The sequence below is a fragment of the Wenzhouxiangella sp. 15190 genome (genome assembly GCF_003417465.1).
Classification (GTDB): Bacteria; Pseudomonadota; Gammaproteobacteria; order Xanthomonadales; family Wenzhouxiangellaceae; genus Wenzhouxiangella.
In genome coordinates, this window is record NZ_QVMV01000028.1 from 169345 (window position 1) to 181919 (window position 12575).

Below are 12575 nucleotides of genomic sequence, written 5' to 3' on the forward strand. Positions count from 1 at the left end.
ACCTTCCATCCGCCGTTGGTTGACCTGACCTGTCATGCCGGCATAATTGGCCGCTGCACGAGCCCGAACGAATTCATGCAATCACAGCATCCGTCACGCTCCGCCCTGCCCGGAACCCGAAAGGTCCTGCAGCTGAGCATCGCCACCCTCATCCTGCTCGGTTCCGGCTGCGCCATGATCGAAACCGAGCAACCGGCAGCCGAGTCCGTTGCCGAACGCAACCCTGCGGACCTGCCCGATCCATTCACGGTGGTCGAGGAAGCCACGCGCCACCTGGAAAACGATCTCGGAACCGAACCGCAACCGGCCCGGCCGCCTCATCTCTGGGCGCGTGTGGTCGATCGTCTCGCGTTTGCCGAGTGTCCGGCCGACAGTCGGGCCGAACAGTGGGCCCACTGGTACGGCGACCGCGACGAGTACATGGAGCGTGTTCTCAATCGGGCGCGCCCATGGCTGTACGACATCGCCGGTGAACTCGAACGCCGGCAGTTGCCCGGCGAACTCGCGCTGCTGCCCATCGTGGAATCGGCCTACGACCCTTTCGCCTACTCGCACGGGCGTGCCGCCGGCACCTGGCAATTCGTCAGCGCCACCGCGCGCGAGCGCGGTATCGAGATCAACGATTTCTACGACGGACGGCGCGACGTCTGGGCCGCCACCCGCGCCGCGCTGGATTATCTCGAGTACCTCAACAACAAGTTCGGCGACTGGAACCTGGCCCTGGCCGCTTACAATGGCGGCCAGGGCCGTGTCCAAAGGGCCATCGAGCGCAACCGCCGCGCCGGCCGGGCCACCACCTGGGAGGTGCTGCCCCTTCCACGAGAAACCCTTGGCTACGTACCCAAACTCAACGGGCTCGGCTGTCTGTTCAAGGAACCCGCCCGATACGGCTTCGAAATACCGATCTGGGACAACCGTCCACAGGTCGAGCGCATCGAACTGGACGGCCCGGTCGATATCGTTGCCCTGTCAGCCGCCGCCAACATCGACATCGCCGAACTGGTCGCCATCAACCCGGGGCTCAACGGCCATCTTACGCCACCGGGCGGGCCCCACTACTTGATGGTGCCCGCCGCACGAGCCGAACGCGTACGCGAGGTCATCGACCAGCTCGACACCGAGGATATGATCGTCTGGCGAGAAATTCGCGTGCGCCCCGGAGATACGCTCTCGCATCTCGCGCGGCGCCACAACACCACGGTGCGCCAGTTACGCGACGCCAACAACCTCAACGGTGATTTTCTTCGCACCGGCCAGACGCTGCGTCTGGCCGACAATGGGCGCACGCCCGAGAACTCGCCGCACGCCGAACGCTACGCCCGACTCACAAGCCTGCAGCAACGCCTGCTGCCGACAAGACGCTTTCAGCACCAGGTTCGTCCGGGCGAGAACCTCTGGCTCATCGCACGGCAATACGACGTGACGGTCGATGACCTGCAAAAATGGAACGGTCTCGGCAACAACGACCTTATCCGGCCGGGCGATCGTATTCTGGTCAACATGTCGCAACCCGGCACCAGCCAGACCCGCCAGTACACGGTCCGCAGCGGCGACTCGCTATGGACGATCGCCCAGCGCCACGATGTGTCGGTTGGTGAATTGATGCGCTGGAACGGACTGGCCGAAGGCAGCATCCTTCGACCCGGTCAGACTCTGACAATCCGCGGGGGTGGCAATGCCTGAGCCCACTCCACTCCGCATCGTCCCCGCTGTCATCGCGCTCGTGGCGACAACGACCACCCAGGGCGCCGAGGAACCTGTCTCGTTCGAGGGTGAAATGGTTCAGGGTGGGCTGGTCATCGGCCAGGCACCCGCCGGCAGCTCGGTCAGCATCGACGGCGAACCGGTGGTGACCAGTGACAGCGGCCGCTTTCTCGTCGCTTTCGAGCGCGAACAGACTCAGCCGGAAAAGGTCGAGGTCACGCTGCCCACCGGCATGCGCCTCGAACGTCGACTCGAACCGCAACCACGCGAGTTCGATATCCAGCGCATCGACGGACTGCCGCAGGACCAGGTTACCCCGCCGGAGTCGGTGCTGGCACGGATTCGCGACGATGCTCGCCAGGCCCGCGAAGCGCGCCGTCGCCGTGACGCACGCGCCGACTGGGCGAGCGGCTTTGACTGGCCGCTTACAGGGCCGGTCACGGGCGTCTACGGCAGCCAGCGCATTCTCAACGGCGAGCCGCGCAATCCCCACTGGGGCATCGATATCGCCGCCGACACCGGCACGCCGGTGCGCGCCCCGGCCCCGGGCGTCGTGACCCTGGCCCATCCCGACATGTATTTTTCCGGCGCCACCCTGTTCATCGATCACGGACACGGTCTGGTGTCGGCCTTCCTGCACCTCGACGCCATTCACGTCGATGTCGGCGACGAGGTCGACCGCGGCCAGCTCATCGCCGACGTGGGGGCGACCGGGCGAGCCACGGGGCCTCACCTGGATTGGCGCATGAATCTTCGCGAAGTGCGCATCGACCCCGCCCTGCTGCTCGACTGGAGCGAGAATCCGAATGCCGAAGCACGCTGATCCCGGCCGGTCTGGGCAAACCTACCGCCCGCGATTGCCGGGCGGTGGCTCGACGTTGCTCGGGCTGGTCGCGCTCATGCTGGTCGGTTGCGCCACGGCACCCCAAACGTCAACGGACCCGGATCGCCCGTCTCCCGTGTTGCAGCAGATCGCGGCACGATTGCCAGGCGAGTACGTCAGCATTCAAGACGAAAATCGCCCGGTCCAGTCCCTAAGCATTGAGCGGCGCTCCGGCGCCGAACCAGGCGAGGTCGCATTCTCGTTGATTCAGGCCGATGCAGGCGGTGAAAACCAGCGACGCTACGGCCTGAGCCTCCAGACCGCCGGGATCGAAAATCGCCTGGATGGGCGTTTCGCCCTGCTGAATCCGCAGGGACGGGCTCGTCGAAGCTGCCCGATGAAATTCCACGTTACCGATCAGGGACTGGTTGGCGAAACCGACCCGGCCTCCTGTCGCTTTGGTGAAGGCGCCGAGGCGGTCGGACTACTCAAGGAAATGGCCTTCGACGGCCAAAGCATCCGCATAGGCGACCGTCTGGTGGAAGCCGAGTCCGGGGAGCCGCGTGGAGAAGATCAGGTCATCCGTTTCTTTCGGGCACGGCAATTCTCGGGCTGGCTGGGCATTCGCGATGGCGAGGAATGGCGGATTGCGCGCGATTTCGGGCTGCGGCCGGGCGTCGGCGTCGAACCGCTGGATGCTGCCGACATGAGCCTGGGTGTTTTGATCGAACTCAACTACTACCGCATGGAACGCGGCAACGACGATATCCTGCTGCGCCTGACGGTCACGGACGTCGAATCGGGGGAGACCATTGCCGAGTCCTGGGCTGCGCCCGGCTCACGCAATATCGGCGTCGCCCTGCCCGACCTTCAGGTCGGGCTGAACATTGCCAGTCAATAGCCGGTCAGTCGTGGCGCCATCCGGACGGCTGACCGTCGATCGGTTCGTAGCCGCCTTCCACACCCTTGGTGACGATCGCTACCGCGTTATGTGGATGCAGGCTCTCGAAATGGCGACAGCGGGCCCAGAAGTCGATCACCCGCTCCTGTGATTCCAGCGCCGTCTGCACGCGCCGCGCGGCGTCTTCGCAGAACATCAGGTTCTGGCCATTGAGTAAAGCAAAAGCCTGTTCGTCCTCGCGCTTGACGGCCGCCTGGACCGGCGTTTTGAGCGCCCCTTCCACGGCATCGATCATCTCCACGAAGGGGAAGGCCTCGAAGCTCGGAGCCAGCTGCAGTCGAATATCCGCCGCACTTCGCTGGCTGTGTGGCGTGGCCACGATGCCCTCCTCACTACCCAGCCACTCAAGCACCGCCTGCGCGTCGAGCGAGCCCTCATCGCCGAAATCCTTGCGGAACTGATCCTGAATCAACTGACGGGCGAGCGCGGCCGAACAGGGGCAGGTACTCGAGTAGGCGATCTGCAAGGCCATTTCGAGCTCGAACTCGCGGTCATCCAGGCTGGCGATGATGCTGATCGGATAGCGCCGCCAGCCGCTGTTGTCACTGACCAGCGCCTTGCGGCGAAGCATGTAGTCGAAATCGAGGCGAATCATGGCACGCGAACTGAGATCCTCGTGCGAGGCCAGGAAATCGCGCAGCAAGTGGCGCAGCAGCGCCGGCGTGACGGTATGCTCGGCCAGAGCCTGATCGAGATGCAGGTACAGGCGCGACATGTGGATTCCGCGCTTTTCCGGACGCTCGAGATCGACGAAGGCATTCACATGCGCGGTCGTCTGGGTATGGGTACCGTCGGTGGCATCGAGCAGGATGGGCATCTCGATGCTGTTCATGCCGACCCAATCGAGTTGCCCGGCCACCTGGGCCTGAGCGTGCGTGGCGACATCCGGCATGTTGGCGGTTTTGGGTCGATTCTTCATATCAAGGCTCTCTGCTGCGTTTGGGTCGATAGCCGCCCTGAATTAGTGGGGGCGATTGTATTGCGAAGCAATATTGAACGCCATGCCCGATGAAAGACCCGTGAATCAGGACGCTGCCGCGGAACGCGAACAGGCAGGAGAAAATGGTCGGAGCGGCGAGATTCGAACTCGCGACCCCCACAACCCCATTGTGGTGCGCTACCAGGCTGCGCTACGCTCCGACCGGAAACTAGCTTGGGGTTAAAAGCGGTATTTTACCGTGAATCGAATGGTATGTGCCATCAATCCGGATCCCGAAGATTGGAACCACGGAAGACACTGAATACACGGAATAAATAAAAATCAGTAACTTAAGATATAAAGTTGATGTAGGTTCCGTGCGCTTCCGTGCATTCCGTGGTTACTGGTTTTTGCGAAGATCCTAACGGCGCAAGACGTGGAGGATTTCCTCGAGCTCGACGCGCATTTGCTTGACCAGCTGCTGGCTGCGCGAGACGTCGTTCTGCGCCGTGTCGCCTTCGAGCCGCTGGCGCGCCCCCTGGATGGTGAAACCCTGTTCGTGCAGCAGGCTGCGAATCTGGCGCACCATCAGCACATCGTGGCGCTGGTAGTAACGGCGATTGCCGCGGCGCTTGACCGGCTTGAGCTGCGGGAACTCCTGCTCCCAGTAACGCAAGACGTGCGGCTTGACGGCGCACAGGTCACTGACTTCGCCAATGGTGAAGTAGCGCTTCGCCGGTATCGGCGGTAGTTCCTGATTACTCCCCGGATCCAGCATACGCTTCCACTCTCGCTCTCAGTTTCTGCCCCGGCTTGAAAGTCACCACACGGCGGGCCGATATGGGAATCTCTTCGCCCGTCTTGGGATTGCGGCCGGGGCGCTGGTTCTTGTCGCGTAGCTGGAAATTACCGAACCCTGACAGCTTGACGTGATCGCCGTCTTCCAGGGCCTGGCGTATGGTTTCGAACCAGGCATCGACGAATTCCTTGGCTTCGCGCTTGTTGAGGCCGACCTCATCGAATAGCGCGGAGGCCAGATCAGCTTTGGTCAAAGACATCCCCTTTTTAACCTCTCAGTTTGGCACCGAATCGATCTTCGAGATCGGCCAGCACCGTCTCGAGCAGTGCGTCGACCTCACGATCCTTAAGGGTGCGCGAAACATCGCGCAAAATCAAGCCCATAGCCAGACTTCTGAAGCCCTTTTCGATCCCTTCACCCCGATATTGATCGAAAATGACGCAATCCTCGAGCAATCCGCCGGCCGATTCACGCACCGCATCGATCAGATTCGAGGCGGGGTGCTCATCGGATACGACAAAAGCGATATCCCGGCGAACCGCGGGAAAACGGCCACTGTCGCGGTGTTCCGGCAGCCGTCGGGCCGTGATGCTGCGTCCGTCGAATTCGGCCACGTAAATGGCCTGGTCCAGTTCGAGTTCATCGGCCAGTGCCGGATGCAACTGGCCGAGCCAGCCTGCCGGCTTGTCGTCGATCAGCAATCGGGCTGCCTGCCCGGGATGCAGCCAGGACAGATCGGCACGCTGGAAGCGGACCTTGCCTTCGACGGCATTGAAGGCGAGCAAGTGTTCAACCTCGCCCTTGAGATCGAAATAATCCGTTGCACGCGATTTACCGCTGAAATGCTGGGGGCGAATATCCCCCGTCATGAGCAGGCCGAGACGCCAGGATTCCTCGAAGACTTCCGGGCCGTTGCGGAAACAGTGGCCCGTCTCGAATAACCGGAACGAGGGAATCTGGCGGCGCAGGTTACGGCCGGCGACATTCAGGAGACCGGGCAGCAAACTGGTTCGCAACACCGCCATTTCGCGGCTGAGCGGGTTGGCCAGTGCCTGGGCGCCCTCGCCCATCGAAAGCGCATCCAGCTCGGCCTGGCTGACGAAACTCCAGGCGATCACTTCCTGGAAGCCTCGGGCGGCAAGCTGTTGCCGCAGTGCTCGCTCGCTGGTGCGCGTCTCGGGCGGCGCCTTGACCACGATCTCGCCGCCGGGATGACGGGTCGGCAGGCGATCGTAGCCGTAAATGCGCGCCACCTCCTCGATCAGGTCGGCTTCGATTTCGATATCCCGGCGAGCCGTCGGCGCCACCACTTTGAAGTGATCGTCGCTGCGGCTGACTTCCATGCCCAGCCGCTCGAGAATGGAATCGACGGAATCGGCGTCGAGTTCGGACCCGAGCACCCGGTTGAGCCGCGTAAGGCGCAGCGTCACGCGGGAGGCATCCGGAAGGTGCTCTTCATCCTTCGCTTCGACCACCGGCCCGGGCCGGCCGCCGGCGATGTCGACGATCAATCGGGTGGCGCGCTCGGCGGCGATGCGCTGAAGTGCCGGATCGACACCGCGCTCGAAGCGATGCGCCGACTCGGTGGAGAGACCCAGCCGCCGGGCGCGACCGCTGATGGTGGCCGGATTGAACCAGGCCGACTCGAGCAGGATGTCGCGGGTGTTGTCGCCGACGGCCGAATCCTGTCCGCCCATGACGCCGGCAATCGCCAATGGCTGATCGTGATCGGCGATCAGCAGCATGTCCGCGTCGGGCTCGATTGCCTGGCCGTCGAGCAGCGTGATCTTCTCGCCCTTCGCTGCACGGCGCACGCGGATACCCCCTTCGATCTTGTCCAGATCGAAGGCATGCATGGGCTGGCCGAGCTCCAGCAGCACATAGTTGGTGACGTCGACGATGGGGCCCAGGCTGCGAATTCCGGAGCGGCGCAGGCGCTCGACCATCCACAGTGGCGTGGCCGCCGTGACATCGATGCCTTCGATCACGCGCCCGACATAGCACGGGCAGTCTTCGGGGCTGTCGAGCTCGATATCGATGCCGCGCTCGCTCACGGCCGCCACCGCTTCGATCTTCGGCGAGACGATCGGCTTTTCGGTAATGGCCGAAAGCTCGCGCGCCAGTCCGCGAACGGAGAGGCAATCGGCACGATTCGGTGTCAGGTCGACCTCGATGATGTGATCGTCCAGGCCGAGATAGGCCGCCAGCGACTCACCCACCGGCGCGTCGCCGGGCAGCTCCATCAGCCCACCGGCTTCTTCACCCAGGCCCAGCTCCGGCTCGGAACAGAGCATGCCTTGCGAGTCCACGCCCCGCAGTTTTGCCGGCTTGATCTTCATGCCGCCGGGCAGCGTCGTGCCCATGACGGCCAGGGGCGCCTTCAGGCCCTCGCGCGCGTTGGGCGCACCGCAAACGATGATGCGCTCCTCGCTGTCGCCAGCCACCCGGCATACACGCAGGCGGTCGGCATCGGGATGCGGCTCGACCGACAGGATCTCGCCCACAACCACACCGTCGAGCGGCGGGGCGACGGGCTCGATGGAATCGACTTCCAGGCCGGCGAGCGTGAAGCGTTCAGCGATCTCTTCCGCGCTGAGGCCGGACTTCACCCACTCGCCGAGCCAGCGATGACTGATCTTCATGAGGTTTCCTTACAGCCTCCCTGATTCATGAGGCTCAGCGGAACTGGCGCAGGAAGCGCAGGTCGTTGTCGAAAAACAGGCGCAGGTCATCGACGCGGTAGCGCAGCATGGCGAAGCGCTCGACGCCCAGGCCGAAGGCGTAGCCGGTGAATTCCTCAGGATCCACGCCACAATTCTTGAGTACGTTGGGATGCACCATGCCGCAGCCGAGCACCTCCAGCCAATCGCCGGCGGTGCCGTCGGGATTGCGCCAGCGCACGTCCACCTCGGCCGAGGGCTCGGTAAAGGGGAAGTACGACGGACGCAGCCGCATCTCTAGATCGTCCTCGAAGAAAGCGTTGACGAAATCCGACAGCATGCCCTTCAGGTCGGCAAAGGTCACGTCGCGGTCGACCAGCAGGCCTTCGACCTGGTGGAACTGGGGCGTATGCGTTTGATCCGAGTCGGACCTGAAGACGCGGCCCGGCGCGACGATGCGCACCGGCGCGCCCTGCTCGGCCATCACGCGGATCTGGACCGGTGATGTATGCGTGCGGAGCAACCGGCCGTCGGGCAGATAAAAGGTGTCGTGCATCGCCCGGGCCGGATGATGCGGCGGGAAGTTCAGTGCCTCGAAGTTGTAGTAGTCGTCCTCGACTTCGGGACCGGTGGCCACCTCGAAGCCCAGCCGCTGGAAGATATCGAGCAGGCGATCGAGCGCCCGGTTGACCGGATGGGCGCCGCCGGGCTCGACGGAGCGGCCGGGCAGGGTGACGTCGATGGTTTCCTCGGCGAGCCGCGCATTCAGGCGCTCACGCGCAAGCACCTCGCCGCGTTCGGCAATGGCCTGCTCGAGGGTCTGCTTGGCACGGTTGATCTCTTGCCCCGCCTCGCGCCGCTGTTCGGGCGGAAGCTGGCCCAGCTCCTTGAGCTGCGCGGTCAGCGCCCCTTTCTTGCCGAGAAAACGAACCCGGACCTCGTCCAGGGTTCGCTCGCTGTCGGCTGAGGCAACCTGCTCGAGGGCGTCCTCGAGCAGGCTCTGCGATGCCGGCGTATCCATGCTCAGCCCAGGCTGGACTGAGCTTTCTCGGCCAGCGCCTTGAAGGCGGCCTTGTCGTTGACGGCCAGGTCGGCCAACACCTTGCGGTCGATGGCGACATCGGCCCGCTTCAGGCCATTGATGAACCGGCTATAGGACAGGCCGTGCTCGCGGGCGGCAGCATTGATGCGCTGGATCCACAGGCTGCGGAAATCGCGCTTGCGCTGACGGCGGTCGCGGTAGCTGTACTGACCGGCCTTGATGACGGCCTGCTTGGCAACGCGATAGACCTTGCGACGGGCACCGTAATAACCCTTGGCCCGACTGAGCACCTTGCGGTGACGACGACGGGCGACTACTCCACGTTTGACTCTTGCCATGATCGCTCTCCCTTAAAGTTTCGGCAGCATCTGACGCACGGCTTTTTCTTCCGCGCGATCGACGAGGGTGCTGGACCGCAAGCGCCGCTTGCGCTTGGTGTCCTTCTTGGTGAGGATATGGCTATGGTTGGCGCGCTTGCGCTTGATGCGCCCGCTGCCCGTGGCACTGAAGCGCTTGGCCGCGCCCCGGTTGCTCTTCATCTTCGGCATTGTCTTCTCTCCTTGTTTTACCTTCGTGCAGCGGTTACCCGGGCCGTCCGGGCAACGCTTGCGAGCTGCATTCCAGCTAGTTGTATCCGACAGCTTGTGCTGCCGGTTCGTTCAGCGTCCGCGTCAGGAAGTCTTCTTCGGCGACAGCATCATGACCATCTGCCGGCCTTCCATACGCGGGCGCTGCTCCACGACCGTTTCTTCGGCCATGTCCTTTTCGACCCGCTGGAGGATCTCGAGACCGAGCTCCTGGTGGGCCATTTCGCGACCACGGAAGCGAAGGGTCACCTTGACCTTGTCGCCCTCTTCGATGAACCGGCGCAGGTTGCGCATCTTGACGTCGTAGTCGTGGTCATCGGTTCCGGGGCGGAACTTCACTTCCTTGATCTGAACCTGTTTCTGCTTCTTGCGTGCTGCCTGCGCTTTCTTGGACTGCTCGAAACGGTACTTGCCCCAGTCCATGATGCGGCAGACGGGTGGCTCGGCCTGCGGCGCGATTTCCACCAGATCCATGCCTTCTTCCCCGGCACGGGCCAGCGCATCCCTGATCGCCATCACCCCGATCTGATCGCCTTCGGAACCTACTACGCGCACTTCGCGCGCCGTGATGTCCTCGTTGCGTCGGGTCTTCTTATCTGTTGCGATGTGTGCTGCTCCTTTCTGCGTTCAGTTCAAGTGAACCGTCAATTATCGGTGATCGGGCCGCGCTGCGCCACCTCCGTGGACAGGCGCTTGATCAGATCGTCGATCGACATGGCGCCCAGGTCGGTGCCGTCGCGCAGACGCACCGCCACCTGGCGATTCTCGACCTCACGATCACCCACCACCAACAGATACGGGATCTTCTCGAGCGTGCGGCCGCGAATTTTATAGCCAATCTTCTCGTTGCGCAAGTCCGATTCGACCCGAAAACCCTGCTGATTCAGGGTCTTGGTCAGCTCGCGCACATAGTCGGCCTGGGCGTCGGTGATGTTCATCACCACCGCCTGCACGGGCGCGAGCCACAACGGCAACTCACCGGCATAGTGTTCGATCAACACGCCGATGAAGCGCTCGATCGAGCCCAGGATGGCGCGGTGCAGCATCACCGGCACGCGGCGCTCCCCGTCCTCGTCGACGTATTCCGCGCCCAGGCGGCCGGGCATGGAGAAATCGACCTGCATGGTGCCGCACTGCCACACGCGGCCGATGCAGTCGGTCAGGGAGAACTCGATCTTGGGCCCGTAGAAGGCGCCCTCACCCGGCTGAAGCTCATATTCGATGCCGGCGGCATCGAGCGCCTCGGCAAGGGCCTTTTCAGCCTTGTCCCAGACTTCGTCAGCGCCGACGCGCTTTTCCGGCCGGGTCGAAAGCTTGACCACCACGTCGGTGAAGCCGAAGTCGTTGTAGACGTCGAAGACCAGCTTGTTGAAGGCCAGCACCTCGTCGCGAATCTGGTCTTCGGTACAGAAGATGTGGGCGTCGTCCTGGACGAAGTTGCGTACCCGCATCAGCCCGTGCAGCGCGCCCGAGGGCTCGTTGCGGTGGCAGGAGCCGAATTCGGCCATGCGCAGCGGCAGGTCGCGGTAGCTCTTCAGGCCCTGGTTGAACACCTGCACGTGGCAGGGGCAGTTCATCGGTTTGACGGCGTAGACCCGATCCTCCGAGGAGGTGATGAACATGTCATCACCGAAGTTCTCCCAGTGCCCGGACTTCTCCCACAGGCTGCGGTCTACGATCGACGGGGTGTGGATTTCCTGGTAGTCGGCCTCGCGCAGCCGGGCGCGGATGTAGTCCTGCAATGCCAGGTAGATGCGCCAGCCGCGATCGTGCCAGAACACCATGCCCGGGGCCTCGGGCTGGATGTGATAGAGATCCAACCGCGCGCCGAGCTTGCGATGATCGCGCTTCTCGGCCTCTTCCAGGCGCTTGAGATGGGCCTTGAGCTGTTTCTTGTCCGGCCAGGCCGTGCCGTAGATTCGCTGCAGCATCTCGTTGTCGGAATCGCCGCGCCAGTAGGCGCCGGCCAGCTTGGTCAGCTTGAAAGCGCCCAGCTTGCCGGTCGAGGGTACGTGCGGGCCACGGCACAGATCGATGAAATCACCCTGGCGGTAGAGCGAGAGCGTCTCGTCGGCTGGGATATCCTCGATGATCTTCGCCTTGTACTCCTCGCCCTGGTCGCGGAAAAACTCGACCGCCTCGTCGCGTTCCATGACCGAGCGCTCCACGGCGATGTCCTCGGCCACGATCTTCGCCATTTCCTGTTCGATCTTCTCGAGATCCTCGGGACGGAAAGGCTCCTCGCGCGCGAAGTCGTAATAGAAGCCGTCGTCGATCACCGGACCGATCGTGACCTGGGTTTCGGGAAACAGGCGCTTGACCGCCTGCGCCATCAGGTGCGCGGTGGAGTGTCGAATGAGCTCGACCCCCTCCTCGTCGCGCGCCGTTATGATGCGCAATTCGGCATCCTGATCGATCTTGTAGCTGGTATCCACCAGCCGACCCTCGACCTCACCGGCAAGCGCCGCCTTGGCCAGGCCCGGACCGATCGACTCGGCCACCTCGTGTACCGTCACCGGATGATCGAAAACCTTCCGGCTACCGTCTGGAAGCGTTATCTGAACCATGGTTGCGAATTCTACCGCCTGTCAGCCCCCGAGATTGGGGCAAATTCCGAAAAATTGAAGGCTCCGATCGCGGCCCGATACGGGATGGCCTGCTTCAGTTCGACGCGGTGGCGAGGCCTTCAGCAGGCGATCCCGCATTGGGCCTGAGCTGGTTGCCAAAATGCAGGCAAATAATTCGTTCCTAGCACGGCCACCCACCCCTGCTAGGTTCCTGGATCTGTTCCAGTGCTGCTGAGAGCGTCCGCATCGGTGACGGACGGAGCGCAGGAACCGGAGTGTACTCAAATGTACATGAGGATTTCGAGCACCGCCCGGCGCCGATGCGGGCGTTCTCAGTAGTGCTGGGGCAGATTCAGGTGGTGGGCGATGCTGGATTTGAACCAGCGACCTCTGCCATGTCAAGACAGCGCTCTAACCAACTGAGCTAATCGCCCTTCCGAATCAAGCCGGAAAGTCTACCGGAAGAACGGGAAATCGACAAGCGCAATGCACCGATTTTCGCAATCCACCGGC

12 protein-coding genes and 2 tRNA genes are annotated in these 12575 nt (G+C 63.1%); 3 read left to right on the forward strand and 11 right to left on the reverse strand.

Annotated features, from left to right (window positions below):
• The first annotated feature begins 75 nt into the window (after positions 1 to 75).
• Genes DZK26_RS07830 through DZK26_RS07840 form a run of 3 tightly spaced genes read left to right on the forward strand, consistent with a single transcriptional unit; the run spans position 76 to position 3428 of the window.
• The gene (locus tag DZK26_RS07830) at positions 76 to 1683 is read left to right on the forward strand and encodes a LysM peptidoglycan-binding domain-containing protein (protein ID WP_117238646.1); all 1608 of its coding nucleotides are present in this window, start codon (positions 76 to 78) and stop codon (positions 1681 to 1683) included.
• A complete protein-coding gene (locus DZK26_RS07835) occupies positions 1676 to 2527 on the forward strand; it encodes a M23 family metallopeptidase (RefSeq protein ID WP_116897621.1) in 852 nt (283 codons plus the stop codon). The genes DZK26_RS07830 and DZK26_RS07835 overlap by 8 nt, the downstream gene beginning before the upstream one ends.
• The gene (locus DZK26_RS07840; RefSeq protein ID WP_147306615.1) at positions 2511 to 3428 is read left to right on the forward strand and encodes a hypothetical protein; all 918 of its coding nucleotides are present in this window, start codon (positions 2511 to 2513) and stop codon (positions 3426 to 3428) included. Before DZK26_RS07835 ends, DZK26_RS07840 begins: the two co-directional genes overlap by 17 nt.
• 4 nt (positions 3429 to 3432) lie before the next feature.
• On the opposite strand, the gene folE2 is transcribed toward DZK26_RS07840, so the two are convergent.
• From folE2 to DZK26_RS07895, 11 genes are all read right to left on the reverse strand, one after another.
• Entirely contained in the window at positions 3433 to 4407 is a 975-nt protein-coding gene (gene folE2, locus DZK26_RS07845) for a GTP cyclohydrolase FolE2 (RefSeq protein WP_116897623.1), read from the reverse strand.
• A 144-nt stretch (positions 4408 to 4551) separates the two neighbouring features.
• Positions 4552 to 4628, reverse strand: a tRNA-Pro gene (locus DZK26_RS07850).
• A gap of 200 nt (positions 4629 to 4828) precedes the next feature.
• A complete protein-coding gene (locus tag DZK26_RS07855) occupies positions 4829 to 5185 on the reverse strand; it encodes a MerR family transcriptional regulator (protein ID WP_116897624.1) in 357 nt (118 codons plus the stop codon).
• On the reverse strand, positions 5166 to 5465 hold the full coding sequence (locus DZK26_RS07860; RefSeq protein ID WP_116897625.1) for an integration host factor subunit alpha: 300 nt from the start codon (positions 5463 to 5465) through the stop codon (positions 5166 to 5168). Before DZK26_RS07860 ends, DZK26_RS07855 begins: the two co-directional genes overlap by 20 nt.
• A 7-nt stretch (positions 5466 to 5472) precedes the next feature.
• On the reverse strand, positions 5473 to 7848 hold the full coding sequence (pheT, locus tag DZK26_RS07865; RefSeq protein WP_116897626.1) for a phenylalanine--tRNA ligase subunit beta: 2376 nt from the start codon (positions 7846 to 7848) through the stop codon (positions 5473 to 5475).
• Between the two features lie 34 nt (positions 7849 to 7882).
• On the reverse strand, positions 7883 to 8887 hold the full coding sequence (gene pheS / locus DZK26_RS07870; protein WP_116897627.1) for a phenylalanine--tRNA ligase subunit alpha: 1005 nt from the start codon (positions 8885 to 8887) through the stop codon (positions 7883 to 7885).
• A gap of 2 nt (positions 8888 to 8889) precedes the next feature.
• On the reverse strand, positions 8890 to 9246 hold the full coding sequence (gene rplT / locus DZK26_RS07875; RefSeq protein ID WP_116897628.1) for a 50S ribosomal protein L20: 357 nt from the start codon (positions 9244 to 9246) through the stop codon (positions 8890 to 8892).
• 12 nt (positions 9247 to 9258) lie between these two features.
• A complete protein-coding gene (rpmI, locus tag DZK26_RS07880) occupies positions 9259 to 9456 on the reverse strand; it encodes a 50S ribosomal protein L35 (RefSeq protein ID WP_116897629.1) in 198 nt (65 codons plus the stop codon).
• A 123-nt stretch (positions 9457 to 9579) separates the two neighbouring features.
• Positions 9580 to 10101, reverse strand: coding sequence for a translation initiation factor IF-3 (gene infC, locus DZK26_RS07885; protein ID WP_116897630.1), 522 nt, complete (start codon positions 10099 to 10101; stop codon positions 9580 to 9582).
• A 38-nt stretch (positions 10102 to 10139) separates the two neighbouring features.
• The gene (gene thrS / locus DZK26_RS07890) at positions 10140 to 12062 is read right to left on the reverse strand and encodes a threonine--tRNA ligase (RefSeq protein ID WP_116897631.1); all 1923 of its coding nucleotides are present in this window, start codon (positions 12060 to 12062) and stop codon (positions 10140 to 10142) included.
• Between the two features lie 357 nt (positions 12063 to 12419).
• Positions 12420 to 12496: transfer RNA gene (locus DZK26_RS07895), tRNA-Val, on the reverse strand.
• Between the last annotated feature and the right edge of the window lie 79 nt (positions 12497 to 12575).